Raw genomic sequence first — 16,231 nt, 5'->3', positions numbered from 1 at the left:
GGGTTGGCTGGGCGGGCGCCTCCACCGCGCGGCGCCGCATCCCGCCCGCCGGGTTGTCGCGGCCCCGTGCATTCGGTCAACCACAGGGCTAGGCTGGCGCGCGCCTGCCGGGGCCCGGATCAAGTCGGGACCCGGATCCAAAGGAGACATGTCATGCGCCTTTTCGCGCTTCTTTCGCTTTTCTGCCCCACCGTCGCCCTGGCCGGGCCGGTGCAGATCGAGGGCCCCGCGGGCCCGCTCGAGGCTGAGGCCCTGGCGGCGCCGGGGGCGCGTGCGGCGGTGGTGATCGTGCCGGGCTCGGGGCCGGTCGATCGCGACGGCAACGCACCGGCGCTGGGGCTGCACTCGGACAGCTACCGGCTTCTGGCCGAGGCCCTGCAGACGGCGGGCATCGCCTCGCTCCGGATCGACAAGCGCGGCTTCGGCGGCAGCGCGGGCGCCATCGCCGACCCGAATGACGTGACCATTGCCGCCTATGCCGGGGATCTGCGCCGCTGGGTGGCGCGCGCCGCCGGGCTTGCGCCCTGCGTCTGGATCGCGGGCCATTCCGAGGGCGGGCTGGTCGCGCTGGTGGCGGCCGAGGAGCCGCCCGAGGCGCTGTGCGGGCTGATCCTGATGGCCACGCCCGGCCGCCCGGTCGGGCAGCTGTTGGTCGAGCAGATGCGGGCGCTGCCGGGCAACGCGCCGCTGATGCCCGAGATCGAGGCCATGGTCGCGACGCTGGAGGCGGGCGGCCGCCGCGATCCCGAGACCTTGCCGCCGCCGCTCCGGCCGCTGTTCGGGGCCGGGCTGCAGGACTACATGGCCGATCTTTTCGCCTATGATCCGGCGGCGGTGGCCGCGGGCTGGCACGGGCCTGTGCTGATCCTGCAGGGCGGGGCCGACATGCAGGTGCAGCCAGAGGATGCCGGGCTGTTGGCGGCGGCGATGCCGCAGGCGAGGCGGGCCGACCTGCCCGGCGTGACCCATATGCTGAAGGCCGACCTGCCGGGCCGGCCCTATGCCACCTATACCGACCCCGCGCTGCCGCTGGCGCCGGGTGTCGTCCCGGCGATCCTGGAGGCGGTCGAAGGGCGGTGACGGCGCGGGGCTAGAAGTCGAGCGAGTTGCGTTCGCGATAGCCCTGCAGGAAGCTTGCCAGCCGCTGATCGGTCGGGTTCTGGAAGATCTCGCGCGGGGCGCCCGCGGCGACCAGCTCGCCGCGCTCCATGAACACCACCCGGTCGGCGACATGGGCGGCAAAGCCCATCTCGTGGGTGACGACGACCATGGTCATGCCCTCGGCGGCAAGCTGCTTCATCACCGCCAGAACCTCGCCCACAAGTTCTGGGTCGAGCGCGCTGGTCGGCTCGTCGAACAGCATGATCCGGGGCTGCATGGCGATGGCGCGGGCGATGGCCACGCGCTGCTGCTGGCCGCCCGACAGACGGCTGGGATGGTTGGCCTCCTTGTCGGCGAGCCCGACCTTGGCCAGCGCCTCGCGCGCGCATTCTGTCGCCTCGGCATGTTTCAGCCCGCGCACCCGTTCCAGCCCCTCGGCCACGTTCTGCAGCGCGGTCATGTGCGGCCAGAGGTTGAACTGCTGGAACACCATGCCGATATCGCGCCGCATCTCGCGCAGGCGCCGCCCCGACATCCGCCGCCCGCCCGGGGTCTCGTAGCCGATCAGCCGGTCGTCGATGCGCACCTCGCCGCTGTCATATTCCTCGAGGAAGTTGATGCAGCGCAGCAGCGTCGACTTGCCGGATCCGGACGGCCCGATCAGGCAGGTCACCTTGCCGGGCGGGATGTCGAGCGTGATGTCCTTCAGCGCCTGGAAGTCGCCGTAGAACTTGTTGACCGCGCGCAGATGCGCCGAGGCGGGAGTGGTGGCGGTGGGCTCGAGGGACATCGGTCAGCTTTCTTCGAGAAGATAGTGGGTGAAGCGGCGTTCGAGGCGGCGGCCGAACCGCGAGATCACCTCGACGAAGCCCCAGAAGAACAGCGCGAGGATCAGGATCGGCAGCACGAAGGCGAAGGTCTCGCTCATCATGGTCTGGGTCTGGAACATGATCTCGGGCACGGTGATCATCGACAGGATGACGGTTTCCTTGGTCAGGATGATCGCGAAATTCACCAGCGCGGGCAGGGCCGAGACCATCATCACCGGCAGCATGATGCGCCAGACGATGGTGCGCCCGGGCAGGCCGATGGCGCGGGCGGCCTCGATCTGGCCCTTGGGCACGGCATCGAAGCCCGCGCGCAGGATCTCGGTGAAATAGGCGGCGCCGTAAAGCGACAGGCCCAGCACGCCCGCGGGCAGCGCGTCGAGCCTCAGCCCGATCAGCGGCCCGCCATAGTACAGCACGAAAAGCTGGACCAGGAAGGGCGTGCCGCGGATGAATTCGACATAGGCCCGGATCGGCCAGCCGACCCAGATCCGGGGCCCGAAGCGGCGCGCCATTTCCATCAGGAAGCCCAGGACGAGCCCGCCCGCGGTGCCCAGCACCCAGGTCAGAAGCGTCAGCCCGAAGCCGGTCAGAAGGTCGGGGCCGTAGCGGTGCAGCATTTCCAGCATCAGACCGTCAGCCTCCGTTCCAGAAGCCGCCCGGCCGCGGCGATCACCAGGTTGATCGCGAGATAGAGGAAGGCGGCGGCGAGGTAAATCTCGAGATAGCGATAGGTCGAGGAGGCGATCGACTGGCTCATCCGGGTGATCTCGACGATGCCGACGACGGTCACCAGCGAACTGGCCTTCACCAGCAGGATCAGCTCGTTGACGATGGCGGGCAGGCCGATCTTGAGCGCCTGCGGCAGCAAGACCCTGACCCAGAGATTGCCCGGGCTCATGCCGATGGCCAGCGCGGCCTCGGCCTGGCCCTTCGGAATGGCGTTGATCGAGCCGCGCAGCACCTCGGCCAGATAGGCCGCGGCGCAGAGCCCGACGGTCAGTACGGCGGCGGCCAGAGGCGGCACGTTGATGCCGATGACCGGCAGCAGGTAATAGGCCACCAGCAGCTGGATCAGCAGCGGCACGCCCCGGAAGAAGCTGACATAGAGCCCGGCCGCGCGGCGCAGCGACTTGCGCTTCGACAGCGCCGCCGCACAGAGGATCGCGCCCAGGATCAGCCCCTGCAGGCAGCCCAGGACCGAGATCAGCAGCGTGTAGCGCGCGGCGCCCAGAAGCACCGGCAGGTTCTCGACGATGGTCTGAAAGGAAAACACGGGCGGACCGCTCCCTGGCTGGTGGGCGGGCCGACACCTGTCCGGCCCGCGTTATGCCTTCGGAAAGGCGGTCGGCTCAGAGCTCGGGCATTTCCTGCGGAAGCTCGGTCGCGGTGCCGAACCATTTCTCCTGGATCTTGGCCATCCGCCCGTCCTCCTGGATCTTGATCAGCGCCTCGTTGATCGCGGCGACCAGCGTGTCGCCCTCGCCCTGGCGCGCGACCCAGGCGAAATAGGTGGGCTTGCCGAAGGGCGGCTTGACCACCGAGAACTGTTCCGGCCGGCTCTTGGCGAGATAGTCGAGAAGCGGCGCCGAGCCCGCCACCGCGTCGAGACGGCGGGTCATCAGGTCGGCATAGGCCTCGTCGGGGGTGCCGTATTCCTTGATCTTGATGCCGCCGATCGTCTCGGCATAGGCCTCGAGCTGGGCCTGCTGGGCGGTGCCCTTCTGCACGCCCACGGTCTTGCCCTTGGCGTCTTCGGGCGTTTCCATGTCACCGCCGGTGCGCTGCACGAAGGCCACGGTCGAATCCGAGATCGGCAGGGTGAAGGCATAGCGTTCGGCGCGTTCGGCGGTCATCGTCACCGGGGCCAGAACGAAATCGAACTTGTCGACCTCGAGACCGGGCAGGATCGAGGTCCAGGGCAGGTCCTGATATTCGGGTGTCACGCCCAGCTCCTTGGCAACCTCATCGAAGAGGTCGCGGTCGAAGCCGACATATTCGCCCTTCTCCAGCATGTCGAACGGCGCGTAATGCATCTCGGTGGCGGCGACGATCTTGCCGGCGGCCTGGATGTCGGACAGCTGGTCGGCCAGCGCGCCCGACGCGCTCAGCGCCAGGGCACTGAGACCGAAAAGCGCGGATTTCATCGAAAGACGAAGCGTCATGTTTCTCTCCTGTTGGCGGGGCCGGTCGTGTCGGCCGGCGCCCCGCCCCGGAGGGCGCCGGAAATCTCGGGCCGGGCGCCGTGTATCCGGCGTCCCGGCAGGGTCATGCCCGGGTCATGGCACAAGTCGGAGGCTGACCGCCAGCATCGGCGCGTCCCCGACCGCTCCGCCCAGGTCCCGCCCCGGATCGGACATGAGCGCCTCGCCGGGTGCAAGGGCAAAACCGTCGGCGGTGACCGGGTTTTGCCGCGCGACCAGCACCCTGGTGTCGCGCGGGGCCGGTTCGCCTGCCGAAAGGGCATGGACCGCATGAGCGGCCCGGCCGCGCCGGGTCATGACGTTGATGTCGAGGATCGCGCCCGCGCTCAGCCGGGCCGTCACCGGGGCTTCGCCGGGGAAGGAGAGGGGGGCCGAGTCTTCGCCCAGCTTGACCTCTCCGGCCCCGAAATCGAGGATCATGCCCCGGCCCGCCAGCACCGTCAGGGTGCGGTCGATGCCGGGAAAGGCCGAGAACGGGCCGTCCGAGCCAACCTCGGCCAGGCTGATCCGCCACAGCATGTCGGAAAAGCCCGCGCCTTCTGGGAAGGCGGCAAGCTCCCAGGTCAGCCCGCCGCCGTTCTTCCAGGGCCGGGGCTCCAGATCGTTGCGGCGGATAGGCCTCATTTCAGGATGCCCGGCAGGGTCAGCCCGTATTCGCGGGCACAGTCGCGCGCGATCTCGTAGCCCGCATCGGCATGGCGCATGACGCCGGTGGCCGGGTCGTTCCAGAGCACGCGTTCGAGCCTGCGGTCGGCCTCTTCGGACCCGTCGCAGCAGATCACCATGCCGGCATGCTGGCTGAACCCCATGCCGACGCCGCCGCCATGATGCAGCGACACCCAGGTCGCGCCCGAGGCGGTGTTGAGCAGCGCGTTCAGCAGCGGCCAGTCGCTGACCGCGTCCGAGCCGTCCTTCATCGCCTCGGTTTCGCGGTTGGGCGAGGCGACCGAGCCGCTGTCCAGATGGTCGCGGCCGATCACGACGGGGGCCTTCAGCTCGCCGTTGCGCACCATCTCGTTGATCGCAAGCCCGGCCCGGTGGCGCTCGCCCAGCCCGATCCACATGATCCGCGCGGGCAGGCCCTGGAAGGCGATGCGCTCGCGCGCCATGTCGAGCCAGCGATGCAGCCCGGCATTCTCGGGGAACAGCTCCTTCATCTTCGCGTCGGTCTTGTAGATGTCCTCGGGATCGCCCGAAAGGGCGGCCCAGCGGAACGGCCCCACGCCCCGGCAGAACAGCGGGCGGATATAGGCCGGCACGAAGCCCGGGAAGGCGAAGGCATCCTCGAGCCCCTCTTCCAGCGCCATCTGGCGGATGTTGTTGCCGTAATCGAGGGTCGGGATGCCCGCATTCCAGAAGCCCACCATCGCCGCGACATGGTCCTTCATGCTGGCCCGGGCGGCCGTCGCGACGCCCTTGGGGTCGCTCTCCTGCCGGGCGCGCCACTCGGCCACGGTCCAGCCTTTCGGCAGATAGCCGTGGAACGGGTCATGGGCCGAGGTCTGGTCGGTGACGATGTCGGGCCGCCCGTTCGGCAGCGGCTCGCCCGCCTGCATCCGGCGCAGGATCTCGGGGAAGACATCGGCGGCATTTCCGATCAGCGCGACCGACTTGGCCTCTCCGGCCTCGGTCCAGCGCCCGATCATCGCCAGCGCCTCGTCGAGGCTGTGGGTCTTCTCGTCGCAATAGCGGGTGCGGATGCGGAAGTCCGCGTGATCCTCGTCGCATTCCACCGCCAGGCAGCAGGCGCCCGCCATCACCGCGGCCAGCGGCTGCGCGCCGCCCATGCCGCCAAGGCCGCCGGTCAGGATCCATTTGCCCCTGAGATTGCCGTCATAATGCTGACGCCCGGCCTCGGCGAAGGTCTCGTAGGTGCCCTGCACGATGCCCTGCGCGCCGATATAGATCCAGGACCCGGCGGTCATCTGGCCGTACATCGCCAGGCCCTTGCGGTCGAGCTCGTTGAAATGCTCCCAGGTGGCCCAGTGCGGCACGAGGTTCGAATTGGCGATCAGCACGCGCGGGGCGTCGCGATGGGTGCGGAAGACGCCCACGGGCTTGCCAGACTGCACCAGCATGGTCTGGTCGTCCTCAAGCGTTTTCAGCGTCTCGACCATCAGGTCGAAATCCTGCCAGGTGCGCGCCGCGCGGCCGATGCCGCCATAGACGACCAGCTCATGCGGGTTCTCGGCCACGTCGGGATGCAGGTTGTTCATCAGCATCCGCATCGGCGCCTCGGTCTGCCAGCTTTTCGCGGTGATCTCGGGGCCCGTCGGCGGAAAGATGTCACGGGTGTTGTGGCGCGGATCGGTCATGGATCGGGTCCTTTCGGAAGCTCAGGCCAGAAGACGGCCGGCAATGATGTTGCGCTGGATCTCGGACGAGCCCTCGTAGATGCGCATGATGCGCAGGTCGCGGGCATGGCGTTCGAGCGGGAAATCGTGGGTGAAGCCGTAGCCGCCATGGATCTGGAGCGCGGTATCGGCGATCCGGCCCGCGGCCTCGGAGGCGTAGAGCTTGGCTTTCGAGGCGGCGGTGGTGAAGCGCAGCCCCGCCTGTCGTTGCCGCGCGGCCTCGTGGCCCAGAAGCTCGGCGGCGGACAGCTCTGTCGCCATGTCGGCCAGCATCCACTGGATGCCCTGCCGGTTGGCGAGCGGCTCGCCGCCGATGATGCGGGATTTGGCCCAGTCGCGGGCCTCGGACAGGGCCGCGCGGGCGATGCCCACGGCCATGGCCGCGACCTCGGTCCGGCCGTTGTCGAGCACCTTCATCGCGGTCTTGAAGCCAGAGCCCTCGGGGCCGACGCGGTTGGCATCGGGCACGGTCACGTCGAGATCGAGCTCCCAGACATGGCCGCCCTTCAGACCCATGGTCTGCTCGACCCGGCCGGGCACGAGCCCCGGCGTGCCCTTCTCGACCACGAAGGCCGAGATCCCGCGATGGCCCGCCTCAGGGTCGGTCACGCAGAAGACGACGACGAAATCGGCAACGCCGCCATTCGAGATGAAGCATTTCCGGCCCTTGATATGCCAGCTGTCGCCGTCGCGTGTGGCGCGGCTGCGCATGTCGGCCGGGTCCGAGCCCGCATTGGGTTCGGTCAGCCCGAAGGCGCCCAGCATCCGGCCCTCGGCCGCCGCCGGCAGGAAGCGCGCGCGGATCGCGTCATCGCCGCCCAGCAACAGGCTGTCGGTCGCGAGGAAATGCGCGGTCAGCGCCGAGACGGTCGAGCCGCAGCCGCCCGCGACCGCCGCCACCGCCTCGAAAAGCGCATGCGCCGAGATGTCGGCGCCGCCCCAGCGCTCGGGCAGGTTCGCGCCCATCATGCCGGTCTCGGCCAGAGCCGCCAACTGGTCATGGACGAAGGCGCCCGTGCGGTCGGTTTCGGCCGCTTGCGGGCTCAGCACCTCGGCGGCGAACCGGTCCAGCATGTCGAGGAACTGGCATTCCTCGGCGCTCAGCAGATGGTCGAACTCACGCATCCTCGCACTCCCTGACAATTCCGGCGGCCACAAGTCCGGCGATCTGGCCCTGATCGAGACCGAGCCGCTCCAGCACCGCGCGGGTGCCCTCTCCCAGCGCGGGCGCGCCGGTTTCGGCCAGCGGCGCCTGGCCGTCGAAGCGGACCGGCTGGCCCACGACCGGGGCCTGTCCCAGCCGGGGATGGGGCAGCTCCGAGACCAGCCCGCGCGCGGTCGCATGATCCGAGCCAAGCTGGTCGGCAAGCGTCAGGATCGGGGCGGCGGGCACCTTGGCGGCGGCAAAGGCCGTCACCGCCTGGGCGGTGGGGCGAAGGCTGGTCCAGGCCTCGATCATCGCGCGGATCTCGGGCTCATGCGCGGTCCTGAGCTCGTCGGTCGCAAAGCGCGGGTCATCGGCCGCCTCGGGCCGCCCGATCGCGGTGCAAAGCCCCTCGAACTGGCGCGGGCTGAGAACGGCGATGACCACATGGCCATCCGCGGTGCGGAAGGCGCCGAACGGGGTCGAGAACGGGTGGCGGTTGCCGACGCGGGCCACCGGGGCGTTCGCGTAAAGATGAAGCGCATGGCTGGTCGGCAGCATCGCCACCAGACAATCGAGCATCGCGACATCGAGCGTCGCGCCCTTGCCGCTGCGGCCCCGGCCGACAAGGGCTGCGAGGATCGCGATGACGGCGTAAAGCCCCGCCGCGACATCGCCAAGCGCCTCGCCCACCTTCAGCGGTGCGCCGTCTTCCTCGCCGGTCGCGTCCATCCAGCCCGACATCGCCTGCACCACGATGTCATAGGCGGGAAGATCCGCCGCCGGTCCGGATTGCCCGAAGCCCGAAATCGCGCAATGGACGAGGCCGGGATTGTCGCGACGCAGATCCTCGGCGCCAAGCCCCAGCCGCGCGGCGACGCCGGGGCGGAAATTCTCGACCACCACGTCGCACCCGGCGGCAAGCTGGCGCGCCAGGGCCTGCCCCTCGGGTGCCTTGAGGTCCAGAACGACCGATTGCTTGCCGCGATTGGTCAGCGAGAACAGCGCCGATTCACCCTCGCGGAACGGGCCGATATGGCGGTATTCGTCGCCCCGGGGCGGCTCGATCTTGATCACCTCGGCGCCCAGATCGGCAAGGATCGCGGTCGCGAAGGGCCCGGCCAGAACCCGGGTCAGATCGAGGATGCGCAGACCGTCCAGCGGCTTCACGAGGACAGCTCCGGCGCCAGCGCCTCGATCCGGGCGAGGATCGCGGCCAGATGCGGGCGCAGCCGCGCGGCCTTGTCGGGGTCGAGCGCGAAGGGTGCGGCCTCGGCGGTCAGATGGGTCGATTGCGCCAGCTCCATCTGGATCGCGTGAACCCCGGTCTCGGGCCGTCCGTAATGGCGCGTGGTCCAGCCGCCCTTGAAGCGCCCGTTCTGCACATGGCTGTATCCTTCGGCCTTTGCGCAGACGCTTGCGGCGGTTACGGCAATGGCGGGCGCGCAGGTCGTGCCACTGGCGGTGCCGATGTTGAAATCGGGCAGGGTGCCCTCGAAGAGATAGGGAATGACCGAGCGGATCGAGTGGCAGTCATAGAGGATCGCGACGCCATGGCGGGCGCGGACCCGTGCGATCTCGGCCGCGAGGGCGGCGTGATAGGGGGCGTGGAATTCGGCCAGCCTACGGGCGGTCTCGGCCGCGTCGGGGGCTGCGGTCCAGATCGGTTTGCCGTCGAAATCGGTCAGCGGCACCAGACCGGTGGTGTTCTGCCCGGGATAGAGGCTTTCATCCTCGGGCGGGCGGTTGGCGTCGATCACGTAGCGGTGGAAGGTGGCGCGCACCGTCGTCGCCCCGGGCAGGAGCCCATCGTAAAGCTCGTGCACATGCCAGTCGGTATCGGTCAGCTCGCGCCCGCGGGCGTTCAGCCGGGCGAGGATGTCCTCGGGCACATGGGTGCCGGTATGGGGCAGGCCGAGGATGACGGGGCTGTCGCCGCGGGTGATCTCGACGGGGCTCATTCGGCCATCTCCAGCCCTGCGGCGGCCACCAGCACACCGGTTTCGATCAGGGCCTGCGCCCGGGCAAGGTCGGGCGCGAGGTAGCGGTCCTCGCCCATCGTGGCCACCTCGGCGCGGATCGCCTCCAGCGCGCGTTTCAGCGGTTCGGAGGTTGCCAGCGGCGCGCGGAACTCGATGCCCTGGCCCGCGCAAAGCGCCTCGACGCCGAGGATCACGGCAAGGTTGCGGGTCATCCCGCCCAGACGCCGCGCGGCATGGGCGGCCATGCTGACATGGTCCTCCTGATTGGCGCTGGTGGGGGTGCTGTCGACCGAGCAGGGCGCGGCCAGATGCTTGTTCTCGCTCATCAGTGCGGCGGTGGTGACCTCGGCGATCATCAGCCCGCTGTTCAGCCCCGGTTCGGGCGTCAGGAAGGGCGGCAGGCCGAAGCTGAGCGCCGGATCGACCATCAGCGCGACCCGGCGCTGGGCGATGGCGCCGATCTCGGCCACGGCAAGCGCGATCTGGTCGGCGGCAAAGGCCACGGGTTCGGCATGGAAATTGCCGCCCGAGACGATCGAGCCGTCCGACAGCACCAGCGGGTTGTCGGTCACCGCATTGGCCTCGGTTTCAAGCGTCTGCCCGGCAAAGCGCAGCAGATCGAGCGCCGCGCCCGTCACCTGCGGCTGGCAGCGGATGCAGTAGGGGTCCTGCACCCGGGCATCGTCCTCGCGGTGGCTTTCGCGGATCTCGCTGCCCTTCAGGAGCCCGCGCATCGCGGCTGCGACGTCGATCTGGCCGCGATGGCCGCGCAGGGCGTGGATCTCGGCGCGGGTGGGCGCGGTCGAGCCCATGATCGCGTCGGTCGACATCGCGCCGGTGACGATGGCGGCGCGCAGGCAGGCCATGGCGCGGAACCAGCCGGTCAGGGCCAGCGCGGTCGAGACCTGGGTGCCGTTGATCAGCGCCAGCCCCTCCTTGGCGCCCAGCGTGACGGGGGTCAGCCCGGCGCGGGCCAGCGCCTCGGCACCGGGCAGGGTTTCGCCCTCATAGATCGCCTCGCCCGCGCCGATCATGACCGCGGCCATATGCGCCAGCGGCGCCAGATCGCCCGAGGCGCCGACCGAGCCCTGTTCCGGGATCGCGGGGGTCACGCCCTTCTCGAGCATCGCCTCGATCAGCGCGACGATTTCGGGGCGGACGCCCGAGGCGCCGCGCCCGAGGCTGAGCAGCTTCAGCGCCATCACCAGCCGCGCGGTGGCGATGTCGAGCGGCGCGCCGACGCCGCAGCAATGCGACAGGATCAGGTTGCGCTGCAGCGTGGCGGTGTCCTCGGGCGGAATGCGGACCGAGGCAAGCTTGCCGAAGCCGGTATTGACCCCGTAGACCGCCTGATCGCCTTGGGCGGCGGCGGCGATGCGGGCGGCCGAGGCGGCGATGGCGGGGCCGGTGGTCTCGGCCAGCCGCGCGGGCGCTTCCTCGCGCCAGAGCGTTTCCAGTTGGGCGAGCGTGGTCTCGCCCGGCGTCAGAGTCAGCATTTGCATCCCTCGAAATAACGGGCGTGAAGCGGGTTGAAGCCGATCCGGTAGGTCAGTTCGGCCGGTTCGGCGATGTCCCAGACGGCAAGATCGGCGCGCAGGCCCGGCGCCAGCCGACCGCAATCGGTCAGCCCCAGCGCCCGGGCGCCGTTCGCCGTGACGCCGCGCAGGCATTCGTCCGGGGTCAGCCGGAACAACGTCGCGGCCATGTTCATGGTCAGCAGAAGCGAGGTCAGCGGCGAGGTGCCGGGGTTGCAGTCGGTCGCCAGCGCCATCGCGGTGCCGGCCTCGCGGAAGGCGGCGACGGGCGGCATCTGCGTCTCGCGCAGGGTGTAGAAGGCACCGGGCAGCAGCACCGCGGCCGCGCCCGCCCGGGCCAGCGCCGCGGCATCGGCGGCATCGGCATGTTCGACATGATCGGCCGACAGCCCGCCGCGTGCGGCCACCAGCAGGCTGCCGCCCAGATGCGAGAGCTGTTCGGCATGCAGCTTGCCCGGCAGGCCAAGTTCGTCGGCGACATCGAAGATCCGCGCCATCTGCGGCACCGAGAAGGCGATGCCCTCGCAGAAGCCGTCGACCGCGTCGACCAGCCCCTCGGCATGGGCGGCGCGCAGCCCGGCAATGGCGATCTCGTCGATATAGGCCTCGGCGCGGCCCTTGTATTCGGGCGGCAGGGCATGGGCCGCGAGCCAGCTGGTGACGATGCGGACCGGGCGCTCGCGGCCCAGCCGCCGCGCCGCGCGCAGCATCTTCAGCTCGTCCTCGACGGTCAGCCCGTAGCCGGACTTGACCTCGATGGTGCCCGCGCCCTCGGCCAGCAGGCAGTCGAGCCGGGGCAGGGCCGAGGCCACCAGATCGTCCTCCGAGGCCGCCCGCGTCGCGGTCACGGTCGAAAGGATGCCGCCGCCCGCCCGGGCGATTTCCTCGTAGCCGGCGCCTTCGAGCCGCATCTCGAATTCGCGGGCCCGGCTGCCGCCATAGACAAGATGGGTGTGGCAATCGACCAGCGCCGGCGTGACCAGGCGGCCGCCCAGATCCTCGACCGGGCCGCCCTCGGGGGCGGGGCCGTCGCCAAGCGCCGCGATGCGGTCGCCCTCGATCCTGAGCCAGCCGCGTTCGATCCGCCTCGGCGCATCCTCGCCGAGTGGCAGGATGGTCGCATTGGCAAGGGTGAGATCAGTCATTGTATCGCCTCCTCCTTGATTCGAGATTATATGTCTGCACATAATAATCAAGTCAAACTCGGAGGGTCAGGCGATGCAGAGGGTCTGGGCGCGGCATGCGCTTGTGATGAATTCCTGGGCGAAAGACGTGGAAATCGCCGTCGAAAGTGGCGGAAAGATCGCGGAATTGCGTGAAAACGTGGCCTGTCCGCCCGGCGCGACCGTTGTCGAGACGCTTCTGCCTGCCCCCGCGAACCTGCACAGCCATGCCTTTCAGCGGGCGATGGCGGGTCTGACCGAATCCCGCGGCCCCGATCCGCGCGACAGTTTCTGGACCTGGCGGCGGCTGATGTACCGCTTTCTCGACCGGATCGGTCCCGAGGATGTCGAGGCCATCGCCGCCTTCGTGCAGATGGAGATGCTGGAGGCGGGCTACGGCACCAATGTCGAGTTCCATTACCTGCATCATGGCCCGGGCGGCGCGCCCTATGCCGATCCGGCCGAGATGTCGGGCCGGATCGCGGCGGCGGCGGCGGTCTCGGGGATCGGGCTGACGCTGCTGCCGGTGCTCTATACCTATGGCGGGCTCGACCGGCGGGCGCTGGTCGCGGGGCAGGACCGCTTCGGCAACGACCCGGACCGCTTCGCGCGGCTGTTCGAGGGCGCGGCGGCCCATGTCGCGGCCCTTTCCCCCGATTGCCGGATGGGCGTCGCGCCGCATTCCCTGCGCGCGGTCGATGCGGCGGGGCTCGCCGCGGCCCAAGCGCTGGCCCCCGAGGGGCCGATCCATATCCATATCGCCGAGCAGCAAGCCGAGGTGGACGAGGTGCACGCGGCGACGGGCCTGCGCCCGGTCGAATGGCTGCTGGAGAATGCCCCTGTCGATGCCCGCTGGTGCCCGATCCATGCCACCCAGATGGAGCCCGCCGAGACGCTGGCGCTGGCCGCGACCGGCGCTGTCGCGGGGCTTTGCCCGATCACCGAGTCGAGCCTCGGCGACGGCATTTTCGACGGGGTGCGCTGGGCGCAGGCGGGCGGGCGCTTCGGCGTCGGCTCGGACAGCAATATCCGGATCTCGCTGAGCGAAGAGCTCCGCACCCTCGACTATTCGCAGCGGCTGCGCGACCGCACCCGGGCGGCGCTGGCGACCGGGGACCGCTCGACCGGGCGGGTGCTGTTTCAGGGCGCGGCCGAGGGCGGGGCGCAGGCGGCCGGGCGCGCAAGCGGCGGGCTTGCGGTCGGCAACTGGGCCGATCTGCTGGCGCTGGGCGACATGGGGCCCGACGGGATCGGCCGGCAGGGCGATCTGCTGCTCGATACCTGGATCTTCGCACGCGACGACCGCGCCGTCAGCGATGTCTGGGCGGCCGGGCGGCATGTGGTGCGGGGTGGGCGGCATATCCGCCGCGACGAGATCGTGGCGGGATATGCCGCCGCGATGCGCCGCCTCCGGGACGGGCTCTAGCCATGGCCGGAGACCGCGCCGCCTCGTGGCAGTCGATCCGCGACACGATCATGCTGCGGATCCGCGACCGCACCTATCCGCCGGGGGCCTTCATCCCGAACGAGGCCGATATCGCGGCCGAATTCGGCTGTGCCCGGGCGACGGTGAACCGGGCCTTGCGCGATCTGGCCGAGGAGGGCTTCCTCGACCGGCGCCGCAAGGCCGGAACCCGGGTGATCGAGGCGCCGCAGCGCAAGGCGACGCTGGAAATCCCCCAGATCCGGCGCGAGGTCGAGGCGCGCGGGCAGGTCTATGGCTACCGGCTTCTCGCCCGCGAGACCGGGCCCGCGCCCGGCGAGCTGCGCGCCCGGCTGAAGCTGCCCGAGGCGGAAGCGACGCTTTATGTCGAAAGCCTGCATCTGGCCGATGGCGCGGCGCACATGTTCGAACGCCGCTGGGTGGTCCTGAGGACCGTGCCCGGCATTGCCGCGGCCGATCTGGCCGTCGTCAGCCCGAACGAATGGCTGGTGCGCGAGGCGCCCTATACCCATGGCGGCATGGAGGTCCATGCCGAACCGGCCGGGCAGGCGGTGGCCACGGCGCTGGACTGCGCGCCCGCCGATCCGGTGCTGGTGATGGAGCGGCAGACCTGGCTTCACGAGGCGCCGATCACCTATACGCGCGAGCATTTCGCGCAAAGCTACCGGCTTTGTCTCGGGCTTTAGGGGGCTCTGGCTTCAGGGCGCGGGTCGCGCGTGCGGCTCAGACCACCAGCACCGGGCAGTCGGCCAGCCCCGTGACCTTGTGCGAGACGCTGCCCAGCAGGTAGTTCTCGACCGAACCGAGGCCGCGGCTGCCGATCACGATCAGGTCGTTCTCGTGTTCGCGGGCGAAGCGGATGATGGTGCGGGCGGGCGGCCCGGCCTTGATGAAGGCGCGGGCGCCCTCGGCCCCGGCCTCGCGCGCCAGCCGCTTGGCATATTCCGCCACCTCGCGGGCATAGCCGCGCATCGCGTCGTCCAGCGGCCCCGGCTCGTCCCTGCGGACCATCGACAGCGAGGCCTCGAGCATCGAATGGTGCCGGAAGACGGTCAGCACCGACAGCTGGGCGTCGCAGAGCCCGGCCAGCTCGACCGCCTGGCGCAGCGCGCGTTCGGCCCCGGCCGAGCCGTCATAGGGAACGAGGATCGACTTGAACAAACAGGTCTCCTTTCCGCCGTCACCCGGCCCCGCCGTGGAAGGCGAGGTCGCGGAGGAAAAGCGCAATCTGAGGGAAGAAGATCAGCGCCACCGAGACGCCGAGCAGGATCAGGATGAAGGGCGGCGTGCCCCGGATCACCTCCATGTAGGGCCGCTTGAAGACGGCGATGGCGGTGAAGATATCGCAGCCGAAGGGCGGCGTGGCCGAGCCGATGGCGACCTGCAGCGTGATCAGCGTGCCGACCAGGACGGGGTCGAGCCCGACATCCGAGACGACCGGCGCGAAGATCGGCACCAGGATCAGGATCACCACGATCGGGTCGACGAACATGCAGCCGATGAAGAAGGCCACCGAGATTGCGAACAGCACGCCGATCTGGCCCATCTGGTCGATGCCGACCGCCGAGAGGATGGCCTGCGGGATCTGGGCGAAGGAAATCACCCAGGAAAAGGCCGCGCCCGCCGCCACCAGGATGAAGACGACCCCGGTGATCAGCCCGGTCGACTTGGCGGTGCGGTAGATGTCGCGAAGGCCCATCTCGCGGAAGACGATGGTTTCGAGGATCAGCGCGTAAAGCACGCAGGCCGCGGCCGCCTCGGTCGGGCTGAAGATGCCGCCATAGATGCCGCCGATGATGATCACCGGAAAGCCCAGCGGCCAGAGCGCGGCGCGGACCGCGCGCAGCCGCGCGCCCCAGCTGACGCGGGGCTCGGTCGGGACCCCCTGGCGGACCGCATAGGCCCAGGAATACAGCGCGAACAGCAGGAGGATCAGCAGCCCCGGCCCGATGCCCGCGATGAACAGCTCGGCGATCGAGGTGTTCGAGACCACGCCATAGATGATCATCCCGATCGAGGGCGGGATCAGGAAGGCGATGTCCGAGGCATTGACGATGAGGGCCAGGATGAAGCTGTCGCCATAGCCCGCCTTCTGCATCCGGGGCCGCAGCGGGCCGCCGATGGCCACGACGGTGGCCTGGGTCGAGCCCGAGACCGCGCCGAACATGGTGCAGGCGGCGGCGGTCGAGATCGCGAGCCCGCCCTTCAGGTGGCCGACAAAGGCCATGACCATGTCGATCAGCCGGCCCGCGGATTGCCCGCGGGTCATGATGTCGGCTGCGAAGATGAACATCGGCACCGCGATCAGCGAGGCCGGGCGGATGCCCGCCATCATCTGCTGGATCATGGTCTCGAGCTGGCCGAGACCGCCGAACAGCGTGACGAAGCCCACAAGCGCCCCCGCGATCAGCGGGATCATCATCGGAAAGCCCAGAAGCAGCAGGACGATCATGATCGAGAAGATTGCAGCTGCCATT

Annotated in this window: 16 protein-coding genes; 3 read left to right on the top strand and 13 right to left on the bottom strand. The window is 69.7% G+C overall.

Features of this window, described 5'->3' with window-relative positions; genetic code table 11:
• The first annotated feature begins 153 nt into the window (after positions 1-153).
• A complete protein-coding gene (locus A6W98_RS16010) occupies positions 154-1,080 on the top strand; it encodes an alpha/beta hydrolase (RefSeq protein ID WP_042463146.1) in 927 nt (308 codons plus the stop codon).
• A gap of 10 nt (positions 1,081-1,090) precedes the next feature.
• Here A6W98_RS16010 and A6W98_RS16005 read toward each other — a convergent pair whose 3' ends face one another.
• The 11 genes from A6W98_RS16005 to hutI form a co-directional block, all read right to left on the bottom strand.
• Positions 1,091-1,891 carry an amino acid ABC transporter ATP-binding protein gene (locus tag A6W98_RS16005; protein WP_042463143.1) on the bottom strand — a complete coding sequence of 267 codons (801 nt, stop codon included), beginning with the start codon at positions 1,889-1,891 and terminating at the stop codon, positions 1,091-1,093.
• Between the two features lie 3 nt (positions 1,892-1,894).
• Positions 1,895-2,557, bottom strand: coding sequence for an amino acid ABC transporter permease (locus A6W98_RS16000; protein ID WP_042463141.1), 663 nt, complete (start codon positions 2,555-2,557; stop codon positions 1,895-1,897).
• Entirely contained in the window at positions 2,557-3,204 is a 648-nt protein-coding gene (locus tag A6W98_RS15995) for an amino acid ABC transporter permease (protein WP_042463139.1), read from the bottom strand. Before A6W98_RS15995 ends, A6W98_RS16000 begins: the two co-directional genes overlap by 1 nt.
• A gap of 76 nt (positions 3,205-3,280) precedes the next feature.
• The gene (locus A6W98_RS15990; protein WP_042463136.1) at positions 3,281-4,093 is read right to left on the bottom strand and encodes a transporter substrate-binding domain-containing protein; all 813 of its coding nucleotides are present in this window, start codon (positions 4,091-4,093) and stop codon (positions 3,281-3,283) included.
• A gap of 114 nt (positions 4,094-4,207) precedes the next feature.
• Complete coding sequence (locus A6W98_RS15985) at positions 4,208-4,756, bottom strand: HutD/Ves family protein (RefSeq protein WP_052678097.1); 549 nt, start codon at positions 4,754-4,756, stop codon at positions 4,208-4,210.
• Entirely contained in the window at positions 4,753-6,447 is a 1,695-nt protein-coding gene (gene hutU, locus A6W98_RS15980; RefSeq protein ID WP_042463133.1) for a urocanate hydratase, read from the bottom strand. Before hutU ends, A6W98_RS15985 begins: the two co-directional genes overlap by 4 nt.
• A gap of 21 nt (positions 6,448-6,468) precedes the next feature.
• Positions 6,469-7,611, bottom strand: coding sequence for an acyl-CoA dehydrogenase family protein (locus A6W98_RS15975; protein WP_042463130.1), 1,143 nt, complete (start codon positions 7,609-7,611; stop codon positions 6,469-6,471).
• Positions 7,604-8,800, bottom strand: coding sequence for a CaiB/BaiF CoA transferase family protein (locus A6W98_RS15970; protein ID WP_042463128.1), 1,197 nt, complete (start codon positions 8,798-8,800; stop codon positions 7,604-7,606). The genes A6W98_RS15975 and A6W98_RS15970 overlap by 8 nt, the downstream gene beginning before the upstream one ends.
• On the bottom strand, positions 8,797-9,591 hold the full coding sequence (hutG, locus tag A6W98_RS15965) for an N-formylglutamate deformylase (RefSeq protein WP_042463125.1): 795 nt from the start codon (positions 9,589-9,591) through the stop codon (positions 8,797-8,799). Before hutG ends, A6W98_RS15970 begins: the two co-directional genes overlap by 4 nt.
• The gene (gene hutH, locus A6W98_RS15960) at positions 9,588-11,108 is read right to left on the bottom strand and encodes a histidine ammonia-lyase (RefSeq protein WP_155734829.1); all 1,521 of its coding nucleotides are present in this window, start codon (positions 11,106-11,108) and stop codon (positions 9,588-9,590) included. The genes hutG and hutH overlap by 4 nt, the downstream gene beginning before the upstream one ends.
• On the bottom strand, positions 11,102-12,292 hold the full coding sequence (hutI, locus tag A6W98_RS15955; RefSeq protein ID WP_042463120.1) for an imidazolonepropionase: 1,191 nt from the start codon (positions 12,290-12,292) through the stop codon (positions 11,102-11,104). Before hutI ends, hutH begins: the two co-directional genes overlap by 7 nt.
• Before the next feature lie 73 nt (positions 12,293-12,365).
• Here hutI and A6W98_RS15950 point away from each other — a divergent pair, with 73 nt between their 5' ends.
• Together A6W98_RS15950 and hutC are read left to right on the top strand one after the other, a co-directional pair.
• Entirely contained in the window at positions 12,366-13,736 is a 1,371-nt protein-coding gene (locus A6W98_RS15950; RefSeq protein WP_042463117.1) for a formimidoylglutamate deiminase, read from the top strand.
• A 2-nt stretch (positions 13,737-13,738) separates the two neighbouring features.
• Positions 13,739-14,440, top strand: a complete 702-nt coding sequence (gene hutC, locus A6W98_RS15945) for a histidine utilization transcriptional repressor HutC (protein ID WP_042463115.1) — start codon at positions 13,739-13,741, stop codon at positions 14,438-14,440.
• Between the two features lie 37 nt (positions 14,441-14,477).
• Here the strand turns inward: hutC and A6W98_RS15940 are convergent, their stop codons facing one another.
• On the bottom strand, positions 14,478-14,915 hold the full coding sequence (locus A6W98_RS15940; RefSeq protein WP_042463113.1) for a universal stress protein: 438 nt from the start codon (positions 14,913-14,915) through the stop codon (positions 14,478-14,480).
• A 19-nt stretch (positions 14,916-14,934) separates the two neighbouring features.
• Positions 14,935-16,230 carry a TRAP transporter large permease gene (locus A6W98_RS15935; RefSeq protein ID WP_042463110.1) on the bottom strand — a complete coding sequence of 432 codons (1,296 nt, stop codon included), beginning with the start codon at positions 16,228-16,230 and terminating at the stop codon, positions 14,935-14,937.
• Position 16,231: the final 1 nt, after the last annotated feature.

The sequence above is a fragment of the Rhodovulum sulfidophilum DSM 1374 genome (genome assembly GCF_001633165.1).
GTDB classification, from domain to species: domain Bacteria; phylum Pseudomonadota; class Alphaproteobacteria; order Rhodobacterales; family Rhodobacteraceae; genus Rhodovulum; species Rhodovulum sulfidophilum.
The sequence above is the reverse complement of the archived record's forward strand: the minus strand, read 5'-3'. Positions and strand labels throughout refer to the sequence as shown.